General features: G+C 74.0%; 24 protein-coding genes. 16 read left to right on the top strand and 8 right to left on the bottom strand.

The genetic code is table 11. The features are described from left to right. The first annotated feature begins 1 nt into the window (after position 1). The 5 genes from MQP27_RS44995 to hypE are packed head-to-tail and all read left to right on the top strand — an operon-like array spanning position 2 to position 4,871. Positions 2-769 carry an NADH-quinone oxidoreductase subunit B family protein gene (locus MQP27_RS44995; protein WP_242776699.1) on the top strand — a complete coding sequence of 256 codons (768 nt, stop codon included), beginning with the start codon at positions 2-4 and terminating at the stop codon, positions 767-769. Beyond that, positions 766-2,127, top strand: a complete 1,362-nt coding sequence (locus tag MQP27_RS44990) for a Ni/Fe hydrogenase subunit alpha (RefSeq protein ID WP_242776697.1) — start codon at positions 766-768, stop codon at positions 2,125-2,127. Before MQP27_RS44995 ends, MQP27_RS44990 begins: the two co-directional genes overlap by 4 nt. Further along, a complete protein-coding gene (locus MQP27_RS44985; protein ID WP_242776695.1) occupies positions 2,120-2,740 on the top strand; it encodes a CBS domain-containing protein in 621 nt (206 codons plus the stop codon). The genes MQP27_RS44990 and MQP27_RS44985 overlap by 8 nt, the downstream gene beginning before the upstream one ends. After that, positions 2,737-3,840: a hydrogenase formation protein HypD gene (gene hypD / locus MQP27_RS44980; protein ID WP_242776692.1), complete on the top strand. Its 1,104-nt coding sequence runs from the start codon at positions 2,737-2,739 to the stop codon at positions 3,838-3,840. Before MQP27_RS44985 ends, hypD begins: the two co-directional genes overlap by 4 nt. Beyond that, the gene (gene hypE, locus MQP27_RS44975; RefSeq protein ID WP_242776690.1) at positions 3,837-4,871 is read left to right on the top strand and encodes a hydrogenase expression/formation protein HypE; all 1,035 of its coding nucleotides are present in this window, start codon (positions 3,837-3,839) and stop codon (positions 4,869-4,871) included. Before hypD ends, hypE begins: the two co-directional genes overlap by 4 nt. 3 nt (positions 4,872-4,874) lie before the next feature. Here hypE and MQP27_RS44970 read toward each other — a convergent pair whose 3' ends face one another. Next, on the bottom strand, positions 4,875-5,468 hold the full coding sequence (locus MQP27_RS44970; protein WP_242776688.1) for an Rv1733c family protein: 594 nt from the start codon (positions 5,466-5,468) through the stop codon (positions 4,875-4,877). 2 nt (positions 5,469-5,470) lie between these two features. After that, positions 5,471-6,466, bottom strand: a complete 996-nt coding sequence (locus tag MQP27_RS44965) for an Acg family FMN-binding oxidoreductase (protein ID WP_242776687.1) — start codon at positions 6,464-6,466, stop codon at positions 5,471-5,473. A gap of 255 nt (positions 6,467-6,721) precedes the next feature. Here MQP27_RS44965 and MQP27_RS44960 point away from each other — a divergent pair, with 255 nt between their 5' ends. Then, positions 6,722-7,486, top strand: a complete 765-nt coding sequence (locus MQP27_RS44960; protein WP_242776685.1) for a Gmad2 immunoglobulin-like domain-containing protein — start codon at positions 6,722-6,724, stop codon at positions 7,484-7,486. A 97-nt stretch (positions 7,487-7,583) separates the two neighbouring features. Here MQP27_RS44960 and MQP27_RS44955 read toward each other — a convergent pair whose 3' ends face one another. From MQP27_RS44955 to MQP27_RS44930, 6 genes are read right to left on the bottom strand one after another with little or no spacing between them, the layout of a single operon-like run. Beyond that, positions 7,584-7,787, bottom strand: coding sequence for a hypothetical protein (locus MQP27_RS44955; RefSeq protein WP_242776683.1), 204 nt, complete (start codon positions 7,785-7,787; stop codon positions 7,584-7,586). 34 nt (positions 7,788-7,821) lie between these two features. Beyond that, on the bottom strand, positions 7,822-8,331 hold the full coding sequence (locus MQP27_RS44950; RefSeq protein WP_242776681.1) for a flavodoxin domain-containing protein: 510 nt from the start codon (positions 8,329-8,331) through the stop codon (positions 7,822-7,824). A 16-nt stretch (positions 8,332-8,347) separates the two neighbouring features. Next, a complete protein-coding gene (locus tag MQP27_RS44945; RefSeq protein ID WP_242776679.1) occupies positions 8,348-9,079 on the bottom strand; it encodes a CBS domain-containing protein in 732 nt (243 codons plus the stop codon). 12 nt (positions 9,080-9,091) lie between these two features. Beyond that, positions 9,092-11,782, bottom strand: coding sequence for a bifunctional acetate--CoA ligase family protein/GNAT family N-acetyltransferase (locus tag MQP27_RS44940; RefSeq protein WP_242776677.1), 2,691 nt, complete (start codon positions 11,780-11,782; stop codon positions 9,092-9,094). Next, positions 11,779-14,574: a cation-translocating P-type ATPase gene (locus MQP27_RS44935; RefSeq protein WP_242776675.1), complete on the bottom strand. Its 2,796-nt coding sequence runs from the start codon at positions 14,572-14,574 to the stop codon at positions 11,779-11,781. The genes MQP27_RS44940 and MQP27_RS44935 overlap by 4 nt, the downstream gene beginning before the upstream one ends. Positions 14,575-14,576: 2 nt before the next feature. Continuing rightward, positions 14,577-15,326: a universal stress protein gene (locus MQP27_RS44930; protein WP_242776673.1), complete on the bottom strand. Its 750-nt coding sequence runs from the start codon at positions 15,324-15,326 to the stop codon at positions 14,577-14,579. 278 nt (positions 15,327-15,604) lie between these two features. On the opposite strand from MQP27_RS44930, the gene MQP27_RS44925 reads away from it, so the two are divergent. From MQP27_RS44925 to MQP27_RS44880, 10 genes are all read left to right on the top strand, one after another. After that, the gene (locus tag MQP27_RS44925; RefSeq protein WP_242776671.1) at positions 15,605-16,486 is read left to right on the top strand and encodes a universal stress protein; all 882 of its coding nucleotides are present in this window, start codon (positions 15,605-15,607) and stop codon (positions 16,484-16,486) included. Between the two features lie 30 nt (positions 16,487-16,516). Continuing rightward, complete coding sequence (locus MQP27_RS44920) at positions 16,517-18,850, top strand: heavy metal translocating P-type ATPase (RefSeq protein WP_242776669.1); 2,334 nt, start codon at positions 16,517-16,519, stop codon at positions 18,848-18,850. Positions 18,851-18,876: 26 nt separating this feature from the next. Beyond that, positions 18,877-19,854 (top strand): ABC transporter ATP-binding protein, encoded by a 978-nt coding sequence (locus MQP27_RS44915; protein WP_242776667.1) that lies wholly within the window; start codon positions 18,877-18,879, stop codon positions 19,852-19,854. A gap of 6 nt (positions 19,855-19,860) precedes the next feature. Next, complete coding sequence (locus MQP27_RS44910) at positions 19,861-21,030, top strand: ABC transporter permease (protein ID WP_242776665.1); 1,170 nt, start codon at positions 19,861-19,863, stop codon at positions 21,028-21,030. Continuing rightward, a complete protein-coding gene (locus MQP27_RS44905) occupies positions 21,027-22,202 on the top strand; it encodes an ABC transporter permease (protein WP_242776663.1) in 1,176 nt (391 codons plus the stop codon). Before MQP27_RS44910 ends, MQP27_RS44905 begins: the two co-directional genes overlap by 4 nt. 254 nt (positions 22,203-22,456) lie before the next feature. After that, entirely contained in the window at positions 22,457-22,747 is a 291-nt protein-coding gene (locus tag MQP27_RS44900; RefSeq protein ID WP_242776661.1) for a hypothetical protein, read from the top strand. Positions 22,748-22,830: 83 nt separating this feature from the next. Beyond that, positions 22,831-23,811, top strand: coding sequence for a site-2 protease family protein (locus tag MQP27_RS44895; RefSeq protein ID WP_308290087.1), 981 nt, complete (start codon positions 22,831-22,833; stop codon positions 23,809-23,811). Between the two features lie 197 nt (positions 23,812-24,008). Then, positions 24,009-24,737: a CBS domain-containing protein gene (locus MQP27_RS44890; RefSeq protein WP_242776657.1), complete on the top strand. Its 729-nt coding sequence runs from the start codon at positions 24,009-24,011 to the stop codon at positions 24,735-24,737. A 143-nt stretch (positions 24,738-24,880) separates the two neighbouring features. Next, positions 24,881-25,390: a universal stress protein gene (locus MQP27_RS44885; protein WP_242776655.1), complete on the top strand. Its 510-nt coding sequence runs from the start codon at positions 24,881-24,883 to the stop codon at positions 25,388-25,390. Positions 25,391-25,811: 421 nt separating this feature from the next. Then, on the top strand, positions 25,812-26,681 hold the full coding sequence (locus MQP27_RS44880) for a CBS domain-containing protein (protein WP_242776653.1): 870 nt from the start codon (positions 25,812-25,814) through the stop codon (positions 26,679-26,681). The last annotated feature ends 42 nt before the right edge of the window (positions 26,682-26,723 follow it).

Here is a 26,723-nt window from a genome sequence, read left to right as displayed (position 1 = left end):
GATGGCCGATGTGAAGACCAGGCCCCGGCTCGCCGTGTTCAAGCTGGCCTCCTGCGACGGCTGCCAGCTCACCCTGCTGGACTGCGAGGACGAACTCCTGGCGCTCGCGGGCGAGGTGGACATCTCGCACTTCCTGGAGGCGTCCAGCGCGGTGGCGCCCGGCCCCTACGACCTCTCGCTGGTCGAGGGCTCGATCACCACGGCCGCGGACGCCGAGCGGATCCAGGCCATCCGCGCGGCCTCGCGACACCTGGTGACCATCGGGGCGTGCGCGACCGCCGGCGGCATCCAGGCCCTCCGGAACTTCGCGGACGTCGACGAGTTCCGGCGCACCGTCTACGCGCACCCCGAGTACATCTCCACGCTCGCCACCTCCACGCCCGTGTCCGCCCATGTGGACGTCGACTTCGAGCTGCGCGGCTGCCCGATCGACCGCCGGCAGCTCATCGAGGTGATCACCGCCTTCCTTGCCGGGCGCAAGCCGGACGTGCCGGACCACAGCGTGTGCTTCGAGTGCAAGCGCCGTGGCACGGTCTGTGTCACGGTCGCGCACGGCACGCCCTGCCTGGGCCCGGTCACGCACGCCGGGTGCGGGGCGCTGTGCCCGGCGTACCACCGCGGGTGCTTCGGCTGCTTCGGCCCGTCCGGGTCGGTGAACCTGCCCGCGCTGATCCCGCTGCTGCGCCGCGACGGCCTCGACGAGGACGCCGTGGGGCGCTTCCTGCACACCTTCAACACCGCCGCTTTCGACGAGGAGTTGGGCAAGTGACGCACCGCGGATCCCGTGTCCTGCACGTCGGCTCGCTGTCCCGGGTCGAGGGCGAGGGCGCGCTGAGCCTGCATGTGCACGACGGCACGGTCACCGACGCGCGGCTGGAGATCTACGAACCGCCGCGGTTCTTCGAGGCGTTCCTGCGCGGCCGCTCGTACACCGAGCCGCCGGACATCACGGCGCGGGTGTGCGGGATCTGTCCGGTGGCGTACCAGATGAGCGCGTGCGCGGCGATCGAGGACGCGTGCGGGGTGAGCGTCGATCCGGTGATCCGGGACCTGCGCCGGCTGCTGTACTGCGGGGAGTGGATCGAGAGCCAGGTCCTGCACATCTATCTGCTGCACGCCCCGGACTTCCTGGGCCGGACCAGCGCGATCGACCTGGCCCGCACCCATCGGGCCGAGGTGGAGCGGGGGTTGAGGCTGAAGAAGGTCGGCAACTCCTTGATGGAGGTGATCGGCGGCCGGGCGGTCCATCCCGTGAACGTGCGGCTCGGCGGCTTCCACCGGGTGCCGACGCGTGCGGAACTGCGCCCGCTGCACGAGGAGTTGAAGCAGGCGCTGGACGACGCGTGGGAGACCGTGCGCTGGGTGGCCGGGTTCGAGTTCCCGGACGCCCGGGTCGAGGCCGATCTGCTGGCGCTGGCCGAGCCGGACACGTACGCCATCGAGGGCGGGACCCCGACGGTGCTGCGCACGGACGGCTCCACCGCCTCCTTCCCGGTGCGGGAGTTCACCGAGCACGTCACCGAGACCCATGTGGAGCACTCCACCGCGCTGCACTCCCGGCTGGACGGCCGACTGCATCTCACCGGCTCCCTGGCCCGGTTCGCGATCGGCGGCGCCAAGCTGTCGCCGGTCGCACTGGAGGCGGCCGTGGCGGCCGGGCTGGGCGATCCGCGCGAGGGCGCGGTGTGCCGCAACCCGTTCCGGTCGATCCTGGTCCGGGCCGTGGAGAGTGTGTACGCCGTCTCCGAGGCGCTGCGGATCATCGACGCGTACGAGCAGCCCGCCCGGCCGTACACCGAGGTGCCCCCGGTCGCGGGCGTCGGCCACGGCGCCACCGAGGCACCGCGCGGGATGCTCTACCACCGCTACGAGCTGGACGCCGACGGCATCGTCACCGATGCCCTGATGGTCCCGCCGACGGCGCAGAACCAGGGCGCGATCGAGGACGACCTGCGCCGGCTGGCCCAGCACGCGATCGGTGAACACGACCCGGACGACGACGAGTTGACGGCCCTGTGCGAGCGGGCGATCCGCAACCACGACCCGTGCATCTCGTGCTCCACCCACTTCCTCGACCTGACGGTCGTCCGTACCTCGGGTCCGACCACGGGAGGCTGCGATGCCTGAATCTCCGTACACCGTGAGCGATGTGATGACGCACACCGTCGTCGCCGTCGGCAGCGAGGCGCCCTTCAAGGAGATCGTCGAACTGCTCGACCAGTGGAAGGTCAGCGCCCTGCCGGTCCTGGCGGGCGAGGGCCGGGTCGTGGGGGTGGTCTCCGAGGCGGATCTGCTGGCCAAGGAGGAGTTCCGGGACACCGACGAGGGTGATCCGGCCGAGCGGAAGAAGGCGGGAGCGGTGACCGCGGGCGAACTGATGAGCGCGCCCGCCGTGACCGTGCACGCCGACGCCTCGCTGGCCGAGGCCGCCCGGATCATGGCCCGCCGGCACGTCAAGCGACTGCCCGTCGTGGACACGGTGGGCCTGCTGCAGGGCGTGGTGAGCCGCAGTGACCTGCTGAAGGTGTTCCTGCGGGACGACGAGGAGATCGCCGGGGAAATCCGGCACAGCGTGCTCGGCCAGCTCCCGGTGACCACTCCCCTGACGGTCAGTGTGGAGGAGGGCGTGGTCACTTTGGGCGGCTCCCTGCCCGACCGGATGCTGGTGCCCGTGGTGGCGCGGGCGATCCGGGCGGTGGAGGGGGTCGTGGACATCCGGCTCGACCTCACGCACCGATGAAGTACCTCGACGAGTACCGCGATCCCGTCCTCGCCCGGCGGCTGCTGGACGAGCTGCGACGGACGGCCACCCGGCCCTGGCGGATCATGGAGGTGTGCGGCGGTCAGACCCACACCCTGGTCCGCCAGGGCATCGACGAACTGCTGCCCGCCCGGATGCGGATGATCCACGGCCCCGGCTGCCCGGTCTGCGTCACCCCGCTGGAGACCCTGGACCGCGCCATGGCCATAGCGGCCCGCCCCGGCGTGATCCTCACCAGCTTCGGCGACATGCTGCGCGTCCCCGGCACGGACACCGACCTGTTGTCGCTGCGGGCCCGCGGCGCGGACGTCCGGGTCGTGTACGCCCCGATGGACGCCGTACGCCTGGCCGCCGCGCACCCCGACCGCGAGGTGGTCTTCCTCGCCGTCGGCTTCGAGACGACCGCGCCGGCCAACGCGATGGCCGTACTGCACGCGGCCCGCCTGGGCCTGGCCAACTTCTCGATGCTGGTCAGCCACGTCCTCGTACCGCCCGCCATGACGGCACTGCTCGACGACCCCGACTGCGAGGTGCAGGCCTTCCTGGCCGCCGGGCACGTGTGCGCGGTGATGGGCTGGACCGAGTACGAGCCGATCGCCGCCCGCTACGAGGTCCCCGTCGTGGTCACCGGCTTCGAGCCGCTGGACCTGCTGGAGGGCATTCTGATGGCGGTGCGGCAGCTGGAGGAGGGTCGGGCCGAGGTGGAGAACCAGTACGTACGGGCCGTGCGCCGCTCCGGCAACACCGCCGCCCAGGACGCCGTCCGCCGGGTCTTCCGGGTCACCGACCGGGCCTGGCGCGGCATCGGGGCGCTGCCGGACAGCGGACTCGAACTGGCCGAGGAGTACGAGCGGTTCGACGCCGCGCGCCGCTTCGACGTCGGCGGCCTGTGTCCCGTCGAGGACCCCGAGTGCATCGCGGGCGCCATCCTCACCGGGGCGAAGCTGCCCACGGACTGCGCCGCGTACGGCACCCGCTGCACCCCCCGCCACCCCCTGGGCGCACCGATGGTGTCGTCCGAGGGCACCTGCGCCGCCTTCCACGCGGCCGGACGCACGCCGACGAGGAGCACGGCATGAACATCCAATGCCCCACCCCCACCCACGAGGACGAGGTCGTGCTGCTCGGCCACGGCGCCGGCGGACGCCTCACCGCGGAGCTGCTCGACCAGTTGGTGCTGCCCGCCGTGGGCGGCGGCACGGGACCGCTGGAGGACGCCGCGCTGCTGCCCGGCCATCCCGGCCTGGTGATGAGCACCGACAGCTTCGTCGTCAGCCCGCTGTTCTTCCCCGGCGGGGACATCGGGGCCCTGGCTGTGCACGGCACCGTCAACGACCTCGCGATGCGCGGGGCCCGGCCGCTCGCGCTGTCGGTGTCCCTGATCGTCGAGGAGGGGCTGCCGCTGGCCGAACTGCGGTCCGTGATGGCCTCGTTGGGCAAGGCGGCCCAGGACGTGGGCGTGCCCGTGATCACCGGCGACACCAAGGTCGTCGGTCGCGGCGCCGCCGACCGGCTGTTCATCAACACCACCGGCGTCGGCCAGCGGCACGAACTGCTGTGCCCGTCGGCCGCGTTGGCGCGCCCGGGGGATGCCGTGCTGCTGTCGGGGCCGATCGGGCTGCACGGCACAACCGTGCTCAGCACCCGGGAAAGGCTCGGGTTCGAGAGCGACATCGCCTCGGACAGTCGGCCACTGCACCGGCTGGTGCACGCCCTGGCGCCGCTCGGCGAGGCGGTGCACGTGCTGCGCGATCCGACCCGGGGCGGTCTGGCCGCCGCGCTCAACGAGATCGCCCGGGACTCGTCCGTCGCCGTGGAGATCGAGGAGAGCGCCGTCCCCGTTCCGGAGGCGGTGGCGTCCGCCTGCGACCTGCTCGGCCTGGATCCGCTGGTCGTCGCCAACGAGGGCTGTCTGGTGGCCTTCGTCGACGCCGGGTCGGCCGAGGAGGCGCTGGACGCCCTGCGCTCGCTGCCCGAGGGGGCGCGGGCGGTGCGGATCGGCGAGGTACTGGAGCGGGACCCGCGGGGGCGGGTCACCCTGCGGACGCTGGTGGGCGCGCGGCGGATCGTCGACATGCCGCTGGGTGAGCAACTCCCCCGTATCTGCTGACGCTCAGCCGGTCCTGCGGCCCCACTGCGGACCGATCAGGGCCCACTCCGTGTCCCACTGCTCCAGCCGCCGCCGTTCCAGGCGCGTGTACGCCCAGCAGCCGACGAGGATCACCGACGCACCCGCGCTCACCGCGGCCGCCGTACCGAGCACCGAACCCTCCAGCTCGGCCTCGTCGGCCGACGCGGGCTCGGGCACCAGACGGCCCTTCGCGTCCAGCCACACCCGGGTGGTGCTGCCGGCCTTGCTCGTGGCGTCGACCCGGGTGAGGCCCGTCCGCGTCGTACCGTCCGCCGCGGTCCAGCGCACGGTGGCCCACGCGTGGTCGCCGTCCGTGCCGTCGGACCCGGAGGTCGCCCGGTCCGCGTCCTCGGTGAGCACGGCCGGGACGGCGTACCGCACCGCCCGCAGGCCGTCGAGGTTGCGCTCGATCGCGACGGCGGTCAGCACGCCCACGACGACGGCCGCCGCCACCGCGAGGATCCCGGTCGCCGCGAGCAGCCAGGCCTCGACGAGGTAGCTGCGGCGCCGCAGCGGATTGCGCCGGATCCGCCACCAGCTCACCCGGCCCCGCCTTCCGCCCCTGGTCCACCGCATCGTCACCACCGTGCCCGGGCGTCGGCGTGGACGAGCACCTGCGTGGGCGGACGCCGGGGGACGTACCAGGTCCGTGGCTGCGGCACATGACCGAGCCGCAGGACCAGCTGGGGGTGGCGGCCGGCGGTCAGGCCCGTGCGCAACCGGGCGCGCGGCTCGGGCAGTTCGAGGGGCTGTGTGTGGAAGGCGGCCATGACGCCGTGGGCCGCGGCGTACAGCAGCATGCGCTGCAGCGCCTGTCCGGCCCGCAGCCAGTCCGTACGCCGGTCGTAGGGGGTCGACAGTACGGCGACGGTGCCGGTCCCGCCGCCCCGGCTGCGGGACGGAACCACATAGCGGCGGGCGAGGCCGAGGTAGTCGCGGCCGGCCAGCGCGGTGGTGTCCGGGTGAAAGCGGCACGCCTCGACGGGCACGCCGTACGGGCCGACGCGGCGCGCCAGTTCGACGGTGTGCCCGAAGTCCGCGCGGTGCGCCTCCTCCGCGGTGCGCACCAGGTCGGCGAGCAGCTCCAGCTGATCCGGATCGTCGACGACCTGGAAGGTGGCCCCCTCGACCCGGGCCTGCTCGTGCAGCTCGTCGAGGAGCGACTGTGCGACCGGCTCGGCGCCGAACCGGCCCCGGTGGGTGTGCCGGTGGACCATGGCGTCGGCCAGCAGGGTCTCCTCGGGGGTGCACGGCGTATGTGCCGCGAAGCCGACACGGGCCAGGTGGCCGGAGTCGCCCGGTTGCGGCAGCAGGTCGACCACGGGCCGGAAGCCCAGGTGCCGTACGGCGAGGCGGGCGTTGAACAGGGCCGCCCCGCAGGCGATCACGGCCTCCCTGCCGTCGGGGTCGGTCAGCAGCATCCGCCGCGCACCGTCCAGGTGCACCTCGAAGCCGTGGTCGTGGCCCTCCTCGACGAACAGCCAGGGCTGGGTGTTGTGCGCGGAGGGCGCGAGGGAGGCGGCGCGGGCCAGGTGGAGTGCGGCGCGGCCGGGCTTTTCGTGGGTGACCGACATGATGCGTCCCGCCTTTCACGAAGCGTGCACCTTCAGCCTCCGCGCCCTCCGGCCCCCGGGACATGGGCCGTCCGTCCCGCCTGCCCGGCCTCAGCGGCCCTCCTTCGGCCCCGGCCGCCGAGGGTGTCGGCATCGGACGCCCAGCGCGCCGAACGGCCCTGCGCGGTACGGCCGTTCGGCCCTGGCGCGCATGCCGTGCGGCACTTCAGGGGACCGGTGGCGCGCGGTTGGCTGGAAGTGTCGGAGGAGGTTGCCATGTCCAGCCGGCCACTGTCCGTCGTACGCGCCCGCCGTCACCGTCGAGCCCTGCTCGCCACGGCGCTGGCGCTTCCCGCACTCACCCTCACCGCGTGCGGCTCGGACACCGCACCCTCCACCGCCACGCCTTCGGCGCCCGCGACCGGCGGGTCGGGCGGCACCACCGCCAAGCGGATCCAGACGGCGGTCTACTTCCTGCACGGTGAGCAGGTCTCCCCCGCTCCACGCACCGTGAGCGCGCCCGCCACCGCCACCGCCGCGGTCCGGGCCCTCCTCGCCGGTCCCAGCGGCTACGAGGGCCGCCATGGCCGGACCACGGCCGTACCCTCCGGGACACGGCTGCAGTCGCGCCCGCACAAGGACGCCTTCGAACTCGACGGCAAGCCGGTGCAGGCCTTCGGAGGCGAGGGCGTGGTGCTCAACGGACCCGTCGGCCGGGCCGACTTCGAGGATCTGTCCCCGGCCGTCCTGGTCGAGTCCCCGCTGATCGGCCGGACCGTGCGCACGCCGGTACGGGTCTGGGGCAGCGCCAACACCTTCGAGGCGGTGTTCCGGCTGAAGGTCACCGACTCCACGGGGCGCACCGCCGCCGACGTCCGGGTCAGGGCGACGTCGGGCACCGGCACCCGGGGCACCTTCGACGTGACGTTCCCCTACAAGGCCGCCCGTACGGGGCCGGGCCTGCTCACGGCGTACTTCCTGTCGCCGAAGGACGGCCGGCCCGTGACCGTCGACACCGTGCCGCTGACCGTGAACCGCTGACACCGGTCCTCGGCACGACAAGCCCCGGCGCGTACGACGCGCCGGGGTCGTCCATCGCGGACACGCAGGACCCGTACGGCCCGCTCGGCCTCGCTCGCTACACCTTGGCGGTGGGCGGGTGGTGGCCGCGGCCCAGGCGCCGGGCCAGCAGGACCAGCGCCACGACGGCCGGGACCACCAGCGGGACGAGCGGCAGGCCCACGATCGAGGCGGTCAGCCCGAGGCAGAGGACCACCAGGATCGCGGCGATCGTGTAGAGCACCGCCTCGGCGGTGATCGTGGGGATCTGACGGATGTTCATGACGCGCCTCCCTCCGGGAGGTTGTGCGGTGCGGTCAGTTCTTCTCCTGTTCGTCGAGCAGTTGGCCGGCGACCCGTGCCGCCCACGCCTCGATCCCGGGGAAGTCGCGGAAGTCGCCGCCCTTGCCGTTGCGGACGATCATCCGGGCGATGCGTCCCTTGGCGCCCTCCTGCAGACAGCCGCCGAAGGTGACGTGTCCGCGGGCGTCGAGCCGGATCATGGCGCGGCGCACACCCGACACGGGCGGGATGTCCTTCTCGGACGCCGAGGCGTCGAGCGGGCCGCTGCTGAAGAACCACAGCGGGCGCTCGGCCAGCGCGCGGCGGTTGCGGCGCACGAACCGGCGGGCGTCCCGGTGCCAGCGGCCGGCGTACAGACCACCGCCGACGACGACGGCGTCGTACCGCGTCACATCGGTGACGGACCCGGCGGGCAGTGCCTCGGCGGTGAGTCCCTCCTTGCCGAGGACCGCGGCCACGGCCTCGGCGATCTGCGCGGTGGATCCGTTCGTCGTCCCGTAGGCGACCAGCACATTGCCGGGCATGACGGTCCGCCTCCTCTCATATCCTGCGCAGCCAGTCGTCGGCCACGCCGTGCACGGTCTGTTCGTCGGGCCGGATCCTCGCGTCGTCCAGCCGGAAGGTGAGCTTGTCGACGACGGCGACGACACCGTCGATCTGCCGGGTCATGGAGAGGGCGATCTCCTTCTCGCTCTTGCGTTCCATGTGGCCGGTGAGGGTGACCACGCCCTCGGTCACGGAGACGTCGATGCTGCGCGGCGCCAGCCACAGGGCGTGCACCAGCACCTCCTCGACGACCTCGGTGCGGATGTCGGCGTCGGGCCGCAGGAAGACCGTCAGCAGGTCACGGCGGGTGACGATGCCGACGAGCCGGTCCGCCTCGTCGAGGACCGGCAGCCGCTCCACGTGGTGCTGGGCCATGGTCCGGGCGGCCTCGACGATCGTGTCGTCGGCGTGCACCGTGACGGGCGGTTCGGTCATCAGCTGGCCCGCCGTGCGTGCCCTGGCCTTGGCAGCCTGCTTCCTGGCGCCGGAGGTCAGGCGGGCCGGCCGGAAGCGCTTCCTCGGCTCGTAGGGATCAGGAGTGTCCGCCTGGCGGATCATCAGATCGGTCTCGGAGATGACTCCGATGACCTTGTCGTCCTCGTCGACCACCGGCAGTCCGCTGATGCGGTTCTCGCCGAGCCGGCGCGCCACCTCCTTGAACGGGGTGCCGTATTCGGCGCGGACGACCTCCGTGGCCATCACGGAGCCGACCTTGTTGTGCTTCATGTCTCTTCCTCCTCAGCGGAGCCGGCGCAGATACGGGTCCTGGGGCCTGCGGGGAAGCAGGCGCACACGCGCATCGAGCACACTGACTCCGCCCGGTGTCGCGAGAACGGGGTTGAAGTCGGCCTCGGCCAGCTGCGGCAGGTCGCTCGCCATCCGGGACAGCCGCAGCAGCAGTTGTTCGAGGCCTTCGAGGTCGACGGGGCGCGCGCCGTCCGCACCGAACAGGAGCGGGGCGCAGCGCGGCGCCGTGATCAGGTCGTGCACGTCGTGGTCGGTGAGCGGGGCGAGCCGGGCGGCGTGGTCGGCGAGGATCTCGGTGGCGGTGCCGCCGAGGCCGAACAGCACGAGCGGTCCGAAGACCTGGTCCTGGACGACGCCGGCGAACAGTTCGGTGCCGCGGTCGGCGAGCGGCTGGAGCACCACGCCGGTCAGCAGCCCGGCGAACCGGGTCTCCAGGTCCCGGAAGGCGGCCCGGACCTGGGAGTCGCCGCGCAGGTCGAGATGGACGGCGTGCTCGGCGCTCTTGTGCAGCAGACCCGGCCAGTAGCCCTTCATGACCACCCGGCCGTCGGCGCCGCGCAGCCGGTCGGCGGCGAGGACGGCGTCGTCCTCGGTCTCGGCCCAGGCCCAGGACAGCTGCGGGATGCCGTAGCAGTCGAGGAGTTCGGCGCAGCTCCGCGGGTCGAGCCAGCCACCGTCCAGGTTCCTGTCCAGGTACCTCTCGACGACGGCGTGGGCGCGCTCCGTCTCGACGCCTTCGAGCGCGGGCACGGTCCCGGCGGGCCGGGCCAGCCAGGCGGAGCGCTCGACCGCGTGGGCCAGTGCCCGCGCCGCGGCCTGGGGTTCGGAGTACGACGGCACGGTGCCGCCGTCGGCCGGGAGCAGTTCGACGGGCAGCGCCTGTTCGAGGCGGATCACGGCGACGGGCTTGACCCGCCGCGCGGGGGCCCGGGTCAGCGCGCGGACCAGGTCGTCGCCGGTGGCCGCGGCGACGGCCGTGGGGACGAGGGCCACCAGCACCGCGTCGACGCCGCTGTGCCGCATGAGGCGGTCCACGCAGTTCGCGAGCTCCTCCTCGGTGACCGCGGCGGTCGCGTCGACGGGGTTGCCGACGGCGGCGCCCTCGGGCAGTACGGCGAGCAGGTCGTCGACCAGCTGCGGGGTGGGCGCCGGCAGCCGCAGCCCGGCCTCGGCGCAGGCGTCCGCCGCGAGCACGCCCGCTCCGCCCGCGTTGGTGACGATCGCGACGCGCGCCTCGGCGGGCAGCGGCTGGGAGTGCAACAGGGCGGCGGCTTCCAGGAGTTCGCCGACCGAACGGGTGGCGGTGATGCCCGCCTGGGTGAACAGGGCGCCGCGGGTCATGGTGCGGGTGGCGGCGGCCGCGGTGTGCGAGGCGGCGGCGCGCCGGCCCGCGTCGGTGCGGCCCGCGTCGACGGTGAGCACCGGGATGCGGCGGGTGACGCGGCGTGCGGTGCGGGAGAAGGCCCGCGGGTTGCCGAAGGACTCCAGGTGCAGCAGGGCGAGGTCGGTGCGGCTGTCGCTCTCCCACCACTGGAGCATGTCGTTGCCGCTGACGTCGTACTTGTCGCCGAGCGAGGCGAAGGTGGAGACGCCGATGCCGAGCCGGGACAGCCCGTCGAGCAGAGCGATCCCGACGCCGCCGGACTGCACGGCCACCCCCGCCGTTCCGGGGCGCGGGTGGCCGGCGGCGAAGGTGGCGTCGAGCCGCAGCGCCGGGTCCGTGTTGGAGATGCCGAGGCAGTTGGGGCCGACGAGGCGCATGCCGTACGTGCGGCAGGTCGCCAGCAGTGACCGGACCTGGTCGGGGTCGAGGCCCGCGGTGACGACGAGGAGGGCGCGCACGCCCGCCTTGCCGCACTCCTCGGCGGTCTCGGGGACCGTGGCGGCGGGTACCGCGAGCACCGCGAGGTCGGGTGTCATGGGCAGCGCCGTGACGGACGGGTGGCACGGCACGCCGAGGATGGCGGTGGCCGCGGGGTTCACCGCGAACAGGCGCCGGGTGAAGCCGCCGGCGTGCAGCTGGTGCAGGATCGCCCGGCCGACCGAGCCCGCCCTGCGTCCGGCGCCGACGACGGCGACGGCGTTCGGCCGCAGCAGCGGTTCGAGGCTGGCCACGTCGGCGGCCCGGCCGCGTTCCTCCACCGCGGAGAGGTAGGTGTCGTCCTCGTCCAGCACGATGGTGCAGCGCACCTCGGGCCCCTCGAAGCGCCGGGTGGTACGCAGACCGAGGTCGGCGAAGAGCCGGAGCACCTCGCGGTTCTCGCTGAGCGCGTCGGCGACGAAGGCCGTGACGCCCTCCGCGCGCGCGGCGGAGACGAGGTGCTCGACGAGGAGGGTGCCGACGCCCCGGTGGTGCAGTCCGTCGGCGACCGCGATGGAGATCTCCGCCTCGGTGCCGGCGCCGCTGGTGTCGTACTCGGCGAGGCCGATCACCTGTCCCTGCCGCTCGGCCAGCAGCGCCCGGTATCCCGGGTGCGGTGCCGCGCAGGCGCGGTCGGCGGCCATCTCGGCGGAGCGCCGGCTCGCGCCGAAGAACCTCAGCCGCAGGTTCTCCGGGGACATCTCCTCGTACAGTCCCCGCAGTTGCTCGTGGTCGTGCCGCGCCACGGGACGGATGCACACGGTGGTGCCGTCCGCGAGCAGGGCGTGGACCGGGGGCCCACCGTGCTTGTCGTCCGTCATCGCGGATCTCCTCCAGAAGTCTCTACGCTTCGAGCGTCCAGCGGATCGGGGCGAGGTCCCATGGGCTGACCGGGGGTGCCATGGGGGCCGGACGGCCCTCGGTGCGCGAGGGCCCGCAGCCCGCGCACGGCCAGTTCGGCGAGCAGCACCGTGGACGCGGTGGCCAGACACACCGCCCACTGGCCGGGGTAGAGCGCGACAGTCCCGAAGACGCTGCGCGCCCAGGGCAGGTGCACGGCGGCGACCTGCACGGCCAGCATCCCGGCGAGGCACAGCCACAGGGTCCGGTTGCGCAGCTGGTGACGGCCGAGCAGCGGGCCGTCGTCCGAGCGGGCGACCAGGGAGTTGAACAGCTGGTACAGCACGAACGCGGTGAACGCCATTGTCAGCGCGGTGTCCGTGCCGACGCGCGGCCGGGCCAGGGCCAGCAGGGTGACGGTGCCGGCGGCCATGACCGCGCCGGCCCGGCCGATGCCGTACAGCCGGCGGGCGTCCAGGATGCGCTCGTCCGGGTCGCGCGGCGGGTGCCGCATGAGGTCGTCGCGGGGCGGGTCGACGGCCAGGGCCATCGCGGGCGGACCGTCCATGATGATGTTGATCCACAGCAGCTGGGCCGCCGTCAGCGGTGCGGGCAGACCGGCCAGCGAGGCGCCCAGCAGGGTGAGGATGGCGCCGATGTTGGTCGCCAGCTGGAAGCGGACGAACTTGACGATGTTCGCGTAGATGGCGCGGCCCTCGCGGACCGCGCGCACGATCGTGGAGAAGTCGTCGTCGGTGAGGACCATGTCGGCGGCTTCCTTGGCCACGTCCGTGCCGGTGCGGCCCATGGCCACGCCGATGTGGGCGGCCCGCAGCGCCGCCGCGTCGTTCACGCCGTCGCCGGTCATGGCGACGATGTGGCCGCGGCCGGACAGCGCCCGCACGACGGCGACCTTGTGCTCGGGCGCGACACGGGCGAGGACGCCGATGCCGTCGACGCGCGCGGCCAGTTCGTCCTCGGACATCCGGTCCAGGTCGCCCCCGGTCACCACCTCGCCGTCGATGCCCAGTTCGCGTGCGACGGCCGCCGCGGTGCCGGCATGGTCCCCGGTGATCATCTTGACGGCCACTCCGGCGCTGCGGCACACCGCCATGGCGTCGCGTGCCTGCGGGCGCGGCGGATCGGCTATGCCGGCGATCGACACCAGGGTCAGGCCGGTGAGAGCGGAGGCGTCCACCCGGCCGTCCGTGCGGGCCGTCGCGGCGCCCAGGACCCGCAGGCCACGGGCGCCGAGCATCCCGACGACGGCCATGACCTCGTTCCTGCGCCGGTCGTCGAGGGGGCGTGCGCCCTCGACGGTGAGCGCGTCGGCGCACCGCTCCAGCAGGACGTCCACCGCGCCCTTGACGTGGACGCGGGTGCGGCCGTCGGGGTCGGTGTGGAAGGTGGCCATGTACTTGGTGGCGGCGTCGAAGGGCAGTTCGCCGCGCCGGGGCCGCTCGGCCCGCAGCCGGTCGGCGTCGACGCCCGCCTTCGCGGCCAGTACCACCAGCGCGGCCTCCGTGGGGTCGCCGATGAAGCCCTCGCCGGTCAGCCGGGCGTCGTTGCACAGGGCGAAGGGCGTCACCGCGCTCCGCAGCCCGTCGCGGTCGGCGGCGGTGCCGGTGCCGATGTCTCCGGCCGTCCCATAGCCCTCGCCGGTGACGTCATGGAGCCGGCCGGCACTCCACAGAGCCCGTACGGTCATCTCGTTGAGGGTCAGCGTGCCGGTCTTGTCGCTGCACACGACCGTCGCCGCGCCCAGGGACTCCACGGAGGCCAGGCGTTTGACGATCGCCCCGCGCCGGGCCATGCGGTTCACCCCGAGGGCCAGGGTCAGCGCCATCACGGCGGGCAGGCCTTCGGGGATGGCTGCGACGGCCAGGGCCACCGCGCGCAGCGCGATGGCGGACAGCGACTCGCCGCGTGCCAGCGCGACGAGGGCGTACGCCACGACGGCGACGCCGCTCACCACCGCCAACCGCCGCCCCAGGCTGTCGAGTTGGATCTGCAGCGGGCTGGGCGGTTCGGCGCCGGTGCGCAAGGCCTCGGCGATCGCGCCGAGTTCGGTGTGCATGCCGGTGGCCGTGACGATCATCTCGGCGCGGCCGCGGGTCAGCGCGGTGTTCATGAAGAGCATGCCGGTGCGCTCGGCGAGCGGCACGGGAGCGGTGCCGGCCGGTTCCAGGGCTGCCGCGGACTTGGCGACGGGCTGCGACTCGCCGGTCAGAGCGGCCTCGGCGACCTCGACCGACTCCGCCACGAGCAGCCGCCCGTCGGCGGGCACGCGGTCGCCCGCCTCCAGCAGGACCACGTCCCCCGGGACCAGCGTGTCCGCCTCGACGACCTGTTCGGTGCCGTCGCGGCGGACCCTGGCGGTCGGTACGAGCATCCGGCGCAGCGCCTCCAGGCTGCGTTCGGCGCGCCGCTCCTGGAGGTAGCCGAGGACCGCGTTGATCTGCAGGACGACGGTGATCACCACGGCGTCCCTGACGTCTCCGATGGCTCCGGCGACGACGGCGGCGATCAGCAGGATGCCGATCAGCCAGTTGCGGAACTGGTCGAGGAACTTCAGCCACTCGGGCCGTCGGGCGGGCTCGGCCAGCCGGTTCGGGCCGTGGGCGGCCGTGCGCTCGGCGACCTGCCGGGCGCTCGGTCCGCGACCCGGATCGACGCCGAGGCGGTCGGCCGCCCGCGCGGGTGTCAGCCCGTCGAACTCCAGGCGTTCCGACGCCGTCGCCGGTCCGGCCGCTGTCGTCGACGGTCCGTCCACGGTCAGGCCTTCCCGGCCGGGACCACGGCGACGGGGCAGTGGGCGCGGCTCATCAGCGTGCGCCCGGCCCAGCCCGGCAGCAGTTCCGCGGCCCGGTGGTGGGCCGCGATCACGACCAGCTGGGCACCGTCGCTGGCTTCGACGAGCGCTCGTCCGGTACGGCGCCGCAGACGCCGGTCGTGGACGGTGACGCCGGGGTACTTCTTCCGCAACCCCGCCAGTGCCCCGCGGGCACGCGCGTGCAGCACCACCAGGTCCACGTTGCGCACCGCCGCCTCCGCGAAGGCGAACTCGGCGGCGTCCTCCGAAGCGGCGTCCGCCAGTACGACGCAGCCGTGCCGCTGTGCCCGCCCCCGCACCACGAGCAGCGGGCAGCGGCCATGGCCGGTCAGCCGGCCCGCGATCCCGGTCGCCCGCCGGCCGGCCACCACGGCGAGTGACGCGGTGCGTGACTCGGACTCCAGCACGCGGCCGGGATCGCCCATCAGCACGTCACCGGTGACGGTCACCTCCGGGGCGACCTTCCGGGCCCACCGCTCGGCCTCGTCCAGCGGGCGGCCGACGAGGTCGCGTCGTCCGGCGCCGTCCGGGTCCCACGGCGGCACCCCGGCCGGCACGCGCGCCGACGACCACGCGAGGGCGTGCGCCAGGCGCAGCCCCGTTCCTCGTCGCTCGGCCTCCAGTGCCGCGGTCTGCACCGCGGCCAGGCTCGCCCACGATCCGTCGACTCCCACCACAACCGGCCCGTTCACGGCGGTCCTCCTGTCTCCGGCCTGCTCCTGGCGGGCCCCTCCTCACGAGGGGGGCCAGGGCGGCATCGCGCGGCGGGACCGTGCCCGCCCTCATCGGCGGGGACGGCCCCGCCTCCCCTGACGGCACCCAGCGTCCGCCCCGCGAACATGCCTGCGCAGTGGGCCGTACGGGCCCAACGCGGCACCGTCCGGCCCTCCCTCGCCGCTCGTGGGGCGGCGAGCCTGGAGGTGGGAGGCACCTTGCGCGGCATGCGTCGCGCCGACACCGGAGGTGTGCCATGACCGGACCCGTCGTCGTCGGTCTCGACGGCTCAGCCGCGAGCGTGACGGCCGCATGGTGGGCGGCGCGCGAGGCCATGGCCCGGCACGTGCCCGTCCTGCTGCTGCACTCCTGGACGACCCAGCCGCTCGACGTGCCGATGGCCAAGGAAGCCCTCGGCAAGCAGCGCCACGGAGGACAGGTGCTCCAGCGGACGGAGGCCGAACTGCTGCACCGCTACAAGGGCCTCTCCGTCATCACGGAGCTCGTCTCGGTCCCCGCCGCACAGTCCCTGCTGGACGCGAGCGACAACGCCGCGCTCCTGGTGCTGGGCTCCCGCGGCCACGGTTCGGTGGCCGGCTTCCTGCTCGGTTCGATCAGTCTGCACGTCCTCGGCCTGGCCCGGTGCCCGGCCGTCACCGTCCGGGCGGACGATCCCGCGGTGGAGGCCGGCTGGGGTCGCCCGGCCGCGGCCGACCTCCAGGAGATCGTCGTCGGCGTCCGGGAGGCCGGACCGGCCACCGACCCGCTGCTGGAGTTCGCGTTCACCGCCGCCGAGCTGCGCCGGGCCCGGGTGCGCGCGGTCCGGGCGCTGCCACTGAGCTCGCTCGTGACGCATCCGCCCATCCACCGTTCCGACGAGGGGTACGAGACGGACGAGCACGGCAGGCTCGAGGCCGCCCTCGCGCCGTGGCGGCAGAAGTTCCCCGCCGTCGACGTCGTGGACCATGTGGCCCGGGGTCCCGCGGCGCAGGTACTGCTCGCCGCTTCCAGCCACAGCATGCTCACCGTCGTCGGCCGTAGGCGGCACCCGTCGCCGCTGAGCTGGAGGCTCGGTCCCGTCACGCACGCGGCGCTGCACCACGCCCCGTGCCCCGTCGCCGTCGTTCCCCACGACTGAGCCCTACCGGCCACCCGAGCGAGGCACGTCATGGATCATGTCACCGCGGCAGGGCAGTTGCGCAGGCTGTGCAGGGCGCTGTTCGTGCCGCCGACGCCCGAATCCGTGCTGCTGTCCGTGACCACCGCCGCGCTCGTCGCGGGCGGCGCCTGCCGGCTCGCCGGCGCCCCGGACCTGGCCGACCTGTGCTGGGGTCTGGGCACGGTCGCCACCGTGGTCCCGGCGGTCGGCTGGGTGCTCGACGCCCTCCGGCGCGGCCGGGCGGGCGTCGACGTGATCGCCGTCCTGGCGCTCGGCGGCACGCTGGCCGTGCGCGAGTACCTGGCCGGCGCCCTCATCGCGCTGATGCTCGCCACTGGCCGCACCCTCGAGGCGGCGGCGCAGCGGCGCGCCTCCCGCGATCTGCGAGCCCTGCTGGAGCGCGCGCCCCGCACCGCCCGGCTGCTCACCGACGCGCGGGTGACCACGGTCCCCGCGTCCGAGGTCGCCGCCGGCGACCTGCTCGTCGTGGGGCCCGGCGAGGTCGTGCCCGTCGACGGCCGGGTGGCCCGGACACCGGCGGTGCTGGACGAGTCCGCGCTCACGGGCGAGCCGCTCGCCGTGCGCCGCGCGCGGGGCGAGTCGGTGCGCAGCGGAGTGGTCAACGCGGGCGACGCCTTCGAGCTGCGCGCCACCGCGACCGAGCAGGACAGCACGTACGCGGGGATCGTACGGCTGGCCCGGCAGGCGGGCGCCGAGTCGGCGCCCGTGGTGCGGCTGGCCGACCGGTACGCGGCCTGGTTCCTGCCGCTGTCCCTGGCGGTCGCCGCTCTGGCCTGGCTCGCGAGCGGTTCCGCGGTACGTGCGGTGGCGGTCCTGGTGGTGGCCACTCCGTGTCCGCTGCTGCTGGCGGCACCGGTGGCCGTCGTCTCGGGTCTGTCCCGGGCCTCCCGGCTCGGCGCGGTGATCCGCGACGGAGGGGCGCTGGAGAATCTGGGCCGGGCGCGGACGCTGCTGCTGGACAAGACGGGCACGCTCACCGGCGGGCGTCCCCGGGTCCTCGACGTCATCGCCGCACCGCGCTGGCAGCCGACGCAGGTGCTGCGGCTGGCGGCATCGCTCGACCAGTACTCCCCGCACGTCCTGGCCCGCGCCGTGGTCGACGCGGCCCACGAGCGGGGGCTTCGCCTGTCCGTGCCCTCGGACGTGTCGGAGGAGCCCGGCCGGGGTGCGGCCGGCACGGTCGCCGGGCGTCGTATGACGATCGGCCGCCTCCCGGAAGACGTACGACTCCCGGACTGGGCGCGGTCGGTGGACAACCGGGCGCTCCTCGACGGAGCGGCGGTGGCCTGGCTCGGCGTGGACGGCAGCCCCGTCGGTGCCGTGCTCCTGTGGGATCCCCCGCGCCCGGACGCGCCACGCACCCTGCGCCGCCTGCGCGGCGCGGGTATCGAGCGGCTCGTGATGCTCACCGGCGACCGTGCCGAACCCGCGCGCGAGGTGGGCGCCGTCCTCGGCCTCGACGACGTGCGGGCCGGTCTCACCCCCGCCGACAAGGTCGCCGCGGTGCGCGCCGAGCGCGAGCGCGCGGTCACCGTGATGGTGGGCGACGGCGTCAACGACGCTCCCGCGCTCGCGGCCGCGGACATCGGCGTGGCCATGGGCGCCCGGGGGTCCACGGCCTCCTCGGAGGCCGCCGACATCGTGCTGACCACCGACCGCGTGGACCGGCTTGCCGACGCGGTCGCCATCGCCGTACGGGCCCGGCGCATCGCCGTGCAGAGCGCGCTCGGCGGCATGGTGCTGTCGCTGGCCGCGATGGTCGCGGCCGCCTTCGGTCTGCTGCCGCCGGCCGCCGGCGCGCTGCTGCAGGAGGGGATCGACGTCGCGGTGATCCTCAACGCGCTGCGGGTGCTGCACGACGACGGGCAGGGCCGGCCCGCGCTGCCGCCCTCGACGGAGGCTCTCCTCCGCCGCTTCGCCGCCGAACACGGTGACCTCCAGGACGTCCTGGACGCCGTACGCGACGCCGCCGACCGACTGGCCGACGGTGTGGGGCCGCAGTCGCTGGCCGCGGTGCGCGAGGTGCACCGGCTGCTCACCGAGCGCCTGCTGCCGCACGAGTACGCGGAGGAGCACCAGTTGTATCCCGCGCTCGCCCCGACGCTCGGCGGTCCCGAGGCAACGGTCACCATGAGCCGCGCGCACGCGGAGATCGAGCGGCTCGCCCGGCGCGTCGCCACCCACCTGGCCCTCGCGGACCGTGACGGGGCCCTGGCCCAGGACCAGCTCGACGACCTGCGGGCCTGTCTCTACGGCCTGCACACCGTGCTGCGGCTGCACTTCACGCAGGAGGAGGAGAGCTACTTCTCCCTCGTGCCCTGAGCGGACCGCGCCGACAAGGAGACGCCATGACCGATCCTCCGGGAAGCCCGGACACCGTACGGCCGGTTCTCGACTGCGCCCGTCTCGCCCGGCGGTTCGGCGAGCGCGTCGCCGTCGACGACGTGAGTCTGCGCATCGCGCCGGGCGAGACCTACGGTCTGCTCGGCCCCAACGGCGCGGGCAAGACGACGACGATCCGGATGGTCTGCGGGCTGCTGCGCCCCGACGCCGGAACCGTCCGCGTGGCGGACCGTCCGGTGAGCACCGCGGCCGGGCCCGCCAAGCAGCTGATCGGCTTCGTCCCGCAGGACGTGGCGCTCTACCCGGACCTCAGTGTCCGGGAGAACCTCCGCTTCTTCGGACGGCTCTACCGGCTCCCGCGCCGACGGCTCGACCGCCGCGTGGACGAGGTACTGGACCTCATCGACCTGACCGCGCGGGCCGGTGACCGCGTCGACTCGCTGTCCGGCGGTATGCGCCGGCGCCTCAACATCGGTGCGGGACTGGTGCATTCGCCGACCCTGCTGGTGCTGGACGAGCCGACGGTGGGCGTCGATCCGCAGAGCCGGCACGCGATCCTGGAGAGCGTCAACCGGTTCGGTGAAGAGGGCATGGCCGTCCTCTACACCACGCACTACATGGAGGAGGCCGAGCGGCTGTGCGACCGGGTCGGCATCATCGACCGCGGCCGGCTGGTCGCCGAGGGCAGCCCGCGCGAGCTGGTGCGGCTGGTGGCCGAGCGCGACCGTATCCGGCTCACGGCGGCCGGTGGACTGTCCGGCTACGCGGAGGCCTGCCGCCGCCTGCCACGCGTGGAGGGCCTGGCCCGCGGCGGCGACCACGGCGACGTGGTCGAGCTGGTCGTCAAGGACGCGCGGAGCCTGCTGCCGGACCTGCTCGACCTCGCGCACGAGCAGGGCGTCGACATCCGCAGTGTGGAGATCGACGAGCCCGACCTGGAGGCGGTGTTCCTCCATCTGACGGGCACCGCCCTGAGGGAGTGAGCCGCCGTGGGTGCCGTACTCGCCATCGCCGCCAAGGACCTGAGGCAGCGGATGCGGGACCGGTCGGCCTGGGTGATCGTGTTCCTGGCGCCCGTGCTGATCTCCGCGCTGATGGCCCTCGCCTTCAACAACAACGACGAGTTCCGCGCGGACATCGCGGTCGTGGACCTGGACCGGGGCCCGGCCGCGGCAGGCCTCACCCAGGTTCTGAAGAGCCCCGAACTCAGGGGCACGGTCCATGTGCGGTCGTACGGCACCGAAGCCGCCGCCCGGCGGGCGGTCGACGCGGCCGACGTGCACGCCGCCGTCGTCGTGCCCGCGGGGTTCACCGCCTCGCTGCACGGCGGCGCCGCCGCACCGGTGAAGGTCCTGGACAGCGTCGACTACGGCCTGCAGGCCCAACTCGCCCGCGCCGTCACCGAGTCGTACGTCGCCCAGGTCAACGCCGACCGGTTGTCCGTCACCACGGCCGTGGCCGCGGGCACCCCCGAGCGGGACGTCTCACGCCTCGCGGCGAAGGCCGCCCTGCTGCGGCTGCCCGAACAGGTCCGGGCGCAAGGCCTGCCCGACGACCCGCTGAAGGTCATCAGCTACTTCGGTCCCAGCATGGGCATGTTCTTCGTGCTGTTCACCGTGGGCTTCGGCGCGCGCAGCTACTTCGTCGAGCAGCAGCAGGGCACCCTCGACCGGATCGCGGCCGCTCCCGTCGGACGGGGTGCGCTGCTGATCGGGAAGTCCGTGTCGACATTCGTCTACAGCCTGGCGGGGCTCGCCACGGTCACGCTCGTGTCCTGGCTCGCCTTCGGTGCCCGCTGGGCCGATCCGCTCGGGGTCGCCGTGCTCAGCGTGGCCATGGCGGTGTGCGTGGTGTGTCTGACCGCGCTGGTCATCGCACTCGTGCGAACCGAACAGCAGGCCCAGGGACTGGCGTCGATCCTGGTCTTCGCGCTCGCCCTGCTCGGCGGCAACTTCGTGTTCGCGTCCGGCACCACACCGCTGATCCGGCGGCTCGCGCAGTTCACGCCCAACGGCTGGGCGCTGCGCGGCTTCACCGACCTGGGCACCGGGGTGCGCGGCTGGGACGCGGTGGGCGCGCCGCTGCTCGGCATCGCCGCCTTCTCGGCGGTCGTGGCCGCGGTGACGGCCGTGCTGCTCCGGCTGAGGAGGACACCATGACCGCTCTCGCCGTCACCCGCGCGACCCTGACCCGTGTCCTGCGCGACCGGACCGCCCTGTTCTTCATGGTGCTGCTCCCGGTCGCGATCATCGTCGTCATCGGCGTCACCGTGCGCGGCTTCGACCAGTTCCGGGTGGGTCTCGTGCCGGATCCCCGGTCCGGGCCGGTGGCCCAGGAGCTGGCGGCGGATCTGGCGAAGGCGCCGGGGCTGCGCACCCGTTCGTACGCCGACGCCGCCGACGCGCGCACCGCGCTGCGCCGCGCCGAACTGGACGCGGTGATCCTGATGCCGGCCGGCCTCGACGAGAGCGTACGGGCCGGGCGGTCCGTCACGGTCCGGGTCCTGGTGGAGCCCTCGGGCAGCGCGGGGCACGCCGCCGTTTCCTCGGTGTCCGCCGTGGTGGCCGACCACGCCGGGCGTCTGCAGGCCGCCCGCTTCGCCACCGGGCAGAGCGGCGGGACCTTCGACGGCAACCTCGCTCTCGCCCGCGGCGCGGAACGGGCTTCCTCCCCGGTCGCCGTGCGGGCCGAGACCGTCAACGGACAGAGCGACTACCTGCCGTTGGGCTACAGCTACAGCACCCCGACCATGCTGGTGCTGTTCGTGTTCATCAACGCCCTGGCGGGCGGTGCCGCCATCGTGCAGACGCGGCGGACCGGGGTGTACGCGCGGGCGCTCGCGGCACCGGTCCCGGCCCGCGCCCTCGTGGCCGGCGAGACGATCGCGTATCTCCTGCTCGCGCTGCTGCAGTCCCTGCTGATCGTGGGCATTGGCGCGCTGGCCTTCGACGTCGCCTGGGGCGATCCGTTGGCCGCCGGTGTCCTGGTCACCGTGTGGGCGCTGGTCGGCACCGGGGCAGGGGTGCTGGCGGGCGCGCTGTTCCGTACGCCGGAACAGGTGCACGCCATCGGTCCCGCGCTCGGGATCGGGCTCGGCATGCTCGGCGGGTGCATGTGGCCGCTGGCCCTGGTGCCGGGCTGGCTGCGCACCGCGGGGCACGCGGTACCGCAGGCCTGGGCGGTCGACGCGTGGACGACGCTGCTGTCCCGCGACGGCGACCTGTCGTCGGTCGCACGGGAACTGACCGTCCTCACGGCTTTCGCGGTCGCGCTCCTGACCTGCGCGTCACTGGCCCTGCGCCACCGCCTGACGACCAGCCCCGGGGCGTGACCGACCGATGCCGACCAGTGCGACGAGCACCGCGCCGGCCCGCGAGGGCGGTCCGAGTTCCACGCATCCAGTCCGATTGGAGTCGCAGCTGATCTCCGGTATCCGCGCCGACGGTTGACGGGGCAGGGCCCTGTCGGCCGTCAGGAGGACCGGTCGGCCCATGCCGGGTGCGGCCGAGGCGTGCTCAGGATGTCCGTGTACCCACGCCCGGGGGGGCGGAGGGCGGCGGCATCCAGGAGTTGCGGAGGTGGCCCATGAGCACGGTTCCCTCACGACGGTCGTCCAGGTACCCCTCGACCGTTCTGCACCTGTCCTGCGCCCGGCGCACCGTGGGCGTGGAGGCGGCGCTGCGACTGCCCACTGTGATGGTGCTGGTGGTCGAGGACGCGTGCACCGTCATCGCCCTGCGCGACTGGGCGCACCGTGAGCCGTCCCACTGGCGTCCCTGGGCGCGCGCCCGATGGCACGCGGAGGGCCGGCGGCTGCGGGCCAAGGAGCTGCGGATGAGGGAACTCGCCGCGCAGTGTCTGGACACCCCCGACTGACCGGAGGGCTGCCGTGAAGGAGACCCTGCCGCTGGGGCGGATCGCCGGTGGGCCGTTCCTCCAGGGCCTACTGATCCCTCGCACTGCTCACGGCACTGGTCTTCCTCGCCTCCCTGCCGGCCCACGAACTCGCGCATGCCGTCGTCGCCCAGCGCAACGGCGTCCGGGTCGACGGCATCACCCTGTGGATGCTCGGCGGCGTCGCACGGCTGCGCAGTGAGGCGCCCAGCCCGGGAGTGGAGCTGCGCATCGCCGGCGTGGGGCCGCTGACCAGTGCCGTGCTGGGCGCCGCGTTCGCCGGCCTGGCCGTGGGACTGGACGTGTTCGGCGCCTCAGGACTGGTCGTGGAGGCGGTCGGATGGCTGGCCGCGATCAACATCGTGCTGGCGGTGTTCAACGCCGTTCCCGCCGCTCCGCTGGACGGCGGACGCCTGTTGCGGGCGTTCCTGTGGCACCGCACGGGCGATGCGGTCCGGGCCACACGCAGCGCCTCCGCGGCGGGCCGGGCCCTGGGCTGGTTCATGGTGATCGCCGGCTTCGCGGCCGTGCTCTTCGGAGCCGATGTGTCGGGGCTGTGGCCGGCGTTGGTCGGCTGGTTCCTGATCACCGCCGCCACCGAGGAGACCCGGCACGCCGAACTGGCGGCTCTCCTGGCGGGGCTGCCCGTGCGGCGGGTGATGACCCACGGCCCGATCACGGTCGCGGCCACGAAGACCGTCGCCGGTTTCCTCGCCGAGGGCCCATTCGGCACGTACCGCCACTCGGCGTTCCCCGTGCTGGCACCGGACGGTGCACCGGTCGGCCTGGTCACGGTCAGGCTCCTCGACCGGGTCGCCCCGCAGGCCCGCGCGTCGACGACGATCGCCGACGTGATGCGCCCGCTCGTGGATGTCACGACCGCGGCACCCGACGAAGCGGTCGTGGGCCTCCTCCCGCGCCTTGAGGCGAGCGCGGAGCGGCGGGCCCTCGTGCTCGACGCCGGGCGCCTCGTCGGGATCGTCACGCTCGCCGACATCAGCCGCGCCGTGTCCTGGCTCACGGCGACGACCCGGCCGCCTACCTGACCCGCCCGCGGGCCGCTTGGCGCGAGGGCCGACCGGCCCGGCGTCCTGCCCGGTCAGCACCTGTGACGGGGCACGCTCCGGGCGGACGCTGGAGCTGGAGCCGGGAGGGAAGGTGCGGGCTGCGCGGTGTCCGGCTGACGCCGGTACGCGTGCCGCCGACCGCCGGCTTCACCATCCGCGGCGAAGGAGGAACAGCGATGAAGCCCACGAAGATCGGCGCCCTCATGGTCCGGGACGTCGTCACCGTGCGCCCGGACACCCCGTTCAAGGAGGTCGCCCGGCTGCTCGGCAGGCACCGCGTCAGCGGGCTCCCGGTGACCGATGCGGACGGCCGGGTCCTCGGGGTCGTCTCCGAGACGGATCTCATGCTGCACCAGTCCCGGCGGCCGGCGGGCGACGGGTTCCTCGGCGGCCGGTTCGCCCGGATGAGCCTCGGTGTCAGGCACGTCGGCACGAAGATCCGTGCGCGCACCGCGGGCGAACTGATGTCCACGCCCGCGGTGACCGTCCATACCGATGCCACGTCTGCCGAGGCCGCCCGGACCATGCTCCGCCACGGAGTCGAGCGGTTGCCCGTGGTGGACGAGGAGAACGGGCTCGTCGGCATCGTCACCCGCCACGACCTGCTGGGTGCCTTCCTGCGCACCGACGACCAGATCCGGCGCGACGTCCAGCAGGAGGTCTTCGTGAAGACGCTGCTGCTGACGCCGCACATCGTCCGGGTCTCCGTGCGGGACGGCGTCGTCACGCTCACGGGCAGGCTGGAGCGGCGCAGCGAGAAGTCCGTCGCACTCGGCATGACGGAGCGGATCGACGGCGTCGTCGCGGTCGCCGACCGGCTGACCTACCGGTTCGACGACACGCGTCTGCGGCGCACCGAACGGGCCCTGCAGGCAACGTCCGAGAGCTGGCTGCGCAAGCTGTGAACAGGCGGGGCCGACGCCATGGGGACGGACGTCCGTCCCGCACCGGGCAGGGGCCGTTGGTCACGAGCAGGGTGCCACTCGGCCCACGCGCCCCGCGCCCGGCGGCGGAACCCTGGAACCAGAGTCCGTCCGGGGAGGCCACCATGACCGAACACACCGGCTCCAGGGTCATCGTCGTGGGTGTCGACGGCTCCAAGGCGTCACGCGCCGCACTGCGCTGGGCCGTGGAGCAGGCACACGTACTGGACACGCAGGTCGTGGCCGTGCACGCCTGGGAACCTGCCGCGGCCTTCGCCCCCTACGCCCCGGTGTCCGAGCGGCCCACCACGGCGGAGCAGCGCGAACGGGCCGCCGAGCTCCTTGCGACGACCGTGCGCGCGGCCTTCGGCGCGCGCGTCGATCCCCGCGTACGTGCCCTGCTCGTGGAGGGACCGCCCGTGCGGGTTCTGCTGCAGCGGGCGCGCGGGGCGCTGCTGCTCGCCCTCGGCCGCGCGCCCCACAGCCAGTGGGAGCTGCCGGCGGTGGGCCCGGTGGGCCGCGAGTGCCTGCGCCGCTCCGCGGTGCCCGTGGTCATGGTGCCCGCTTCCGACCCGGGCGAGGTGCCGTCGGAGACCGCGCAGGCGCCGGACCGGATCCGAAGCGGTGCCGCCTAGCGCCCGACGTGGCCGGAAGGAAGCCCGGCCCCCTGCTGCCGGTGGGTCGATCGACCCCGATGTCGGTCCCGAACCGACCCCTGGTCCGGGGCGTTCGTCCCATGGCCGACCGTGCCGTCCCCGACGAGGCTTCTCCGTGCGGGCGCTGCCGGAACCACCGGCACCCCGCGGACCACCGGGCGGAGGCGCGGTCATGAAGCGGATACAGGAAGAACGCCGCCCCAGGCCTCCGCGCCGGCCGGAGCCCCAGGACCTGCGCACGCCGTCGGGACGACCCCTCCCCTACTGATCCCCTGCTCACCCGCACACGACCGGGGCCGGTCGACCTGCGGAAGGGGCCGGGCGGCCCTGTCCCGGCCGGCGGAGCGGGCGGGATGGTGTGGGTAGGAGGCGCGTTCCGCGCGGAGCATGGGAGGTTGCCATGACTGACCGTGAGGCCCGGCAAGCCACCGCCGCATCGGTGGAGGCACGCCATGCGGTGCCCACCACCGCCAGGAAGCCGGCCGAGGACTTCCGGCAGAACATGATGGTGCGCTACCTGCAGGCCATGGCCTCGCACGACGCGCAGGCCGCCGCCACCGAGTCGCCCCCAGTGGGACGGCCTGCGAGCGGTCGCACCCGGCATGCCGACGCCCGTCCGGCGACCGTCGCCGACCTTCAGGTCAGCCACATCACCAAGCGGTCCGCGGCCGGTGTTCCTCCCGACATGCCTTTCGTGGACGTCGCGCGCAGGCTGGCCCGTGAGCAGACCGGTGCCCTTCCCGTGGTGGACGCCTTCGACCGGGTCGTCGGCGTGGTCGCGGAGTCCGACCTCCTGGCCCGGGCGGCCGCGCTCGCCTCCGCCGAGGAACGCACCGGCACCCTGGGCAAGCTGCTCGGCCGCCGGCAGCCGACCGGGGACGCCGGGGGTACGGCCGCCTCACTGATGTCGGCACCCGCGCTGACCGTTCACCCCTGGACGCCGGTCGTCGAGGCGGCCCGTACCGCCGCGCGGTCCCGGATCAGGCAGGTGTACGTGACCGATCACAAGGACCGGCTCGTGGGCGTCGTCAGCCGCAGCGAACTGCTGCACGCCCTGGTCCGGGACGACGGCGCCATCCGCGCGGAGATCGTCTCCCACGTGCTGAGGGACGAGCCGGCGATCGACCCCGAGCGCGTGCACGTACAGGTCCGCAACGGTGTCGTCACCCTCACCGGCCCTCTGGCCGCAGACCTGGTGCCACGCCTGACCGAGGCGGTGGCGCGTATTCCGGACGTCCTCGACGTGGTGGACCACCTCAGGGCGGTCTGACGCCCGGTCCCGTCCTTTTCCCATGCCACTTTCCTTCCACCG

The organism is Streptomyces cylindrosporus, from assembly GCF_022698165.1.
GTDB classification, from domain to species: Bacteria; Actinomycetota; Actinomycetes; order Streptomycetales; family Streptomycetaceae; genus Streptomyces; species Streptomyces cylindrosporus.
The sequence above is the reverse complement of the archived record's forward strand: the minus strand, read 5'-3'. Positions and strand labels throughout refer to the sequence as shown.

Coding starts and splice junctions, on each gene's coding strand:
- MQP27_RS44995 (WP_242776699.1), top strand. CDS start 2: ATGGCCGATGTGAAGACCAGGCCCCGGCTCGCCGTGTTCAAGCTGGCC.
- MQP27_RS44985 (WP_242776695.1), top strand. CDS start 2,120: ATGCCTGAATCTCCGTACACCGTGAGCGATGTGATGACGCACACCGTC.
- hypD (WP_242776692.1), top strand. CDS start 2,737: ATGAAGTACCTCGACGAGTACCGCGATCCCGTCCTCGCCCGGCGGCTG.
- hypE (WP_242776690.1), top strand. CDS start 3,837: ATGAACATCCAATGCCCCACCCCCACCCACGAGGACGAGGTCGTGCTG.
- MQP27_RS44970 (WP_242776688.1), bottom strand. CDS start 5,468: ATGCGGTGGACCAGGGGCGGAAGGCGGGGCCGGGTGAGCTGGTGGCGG.
- MQP27_RS44965 (WP_242776687.1), bottom strand. CDS start 6,466: ATGTCGGTCACCCACGAAAAGCCCGGCCGCGCCGCACTCCACCTGGCC.
- MQP27_RS44960 (WP_242776685.1), top strand. CDS start 6,722: ATGTCCAGCCGGCCACTGTCCGTCGTACGCGCCCGCCGTCACCGTCGA.
- MQP27_RS44955 (WP_242776683.1), bottom strand. CDS start 7,787: ATGAACATCCGTCAGATCCCCACGATCACCGCCGAGGCGGTGCTCTAC.
- MQP27_RS44950 (WP_242776681.1), bottom strand. CDS start 8,331: ATGCCCGGCAATGTGCTGGTCGCCTACGGGACGACGAACGGATCCACC.
- MQP27_RS44945 (WP_242776679.1), bottom strand. CDS start 9,079: ATGAAGCACAACAAGGTCGGCTCCGTGATGGCCACGGAGGTCGTCCGC.
- MQP27_RS44940 (WP_242776677.1), bottom strand. CDS start 11,782: ATGACGGACGACAAGCACGGTGGGCCCCCGGTCCACGCCCTGCTCGCG.
- MQP27_RS44925 (WP_242776671.1), top strand. CDS start 15,605: ATGACCGGACCCGTCGTCGTCGGTCTCGACGGCTCAGCCGCGAGCGTG.
- MQP27_RS44920 (WP_242776669.1), top strand. CDS start 16,517: ATGGATCATGTCACCGCGGCAGGGCAGTTGCGCAGGCTGTGCAGGGCG.
- MQP27_RS44915 (WP_242776667.1), top strand. CDS start 18,877: ATGACCGATCCTCCGGGAAGCCCGGACACCGTACGGCCGGTTCTCGAC.
- MQP27_RS44905 (WP_242776663.1), top strand. CDS start 21,027: ATGACCGCTCTCGCCGTCACCCGCGCGACCCTGACCCGTGTCCTGCGC.
- MQP27_RS44900 (WP_242776661.1), top strand. CDS start 22,457: ATGAGCACGGTTCCCTCACGACGGTCGTCCAGGTACCCCTCGACCGTT.
- MQP27_RS44890 (WP_242776657.1), top strand. CDS start 24,009: ATGAAGCCCACGAAGATCGGCGCCCTCATGGTCCGGGACGTCGTCACC.
- MQP27_RS44885 (WP_242776655.1), top strand. CDS start 24,881: ATGACCGAACACACCGGCTCCAGGGTCATCGTCGTGGGTGTCGACGGC.
- MQP27_RS44880 (WP_242776653.1), top strand. CDS start 25,812: ATGACTGACCGTGAGGCCCGGCAAGCCACCGCCGCATCGGTGGAGGCA.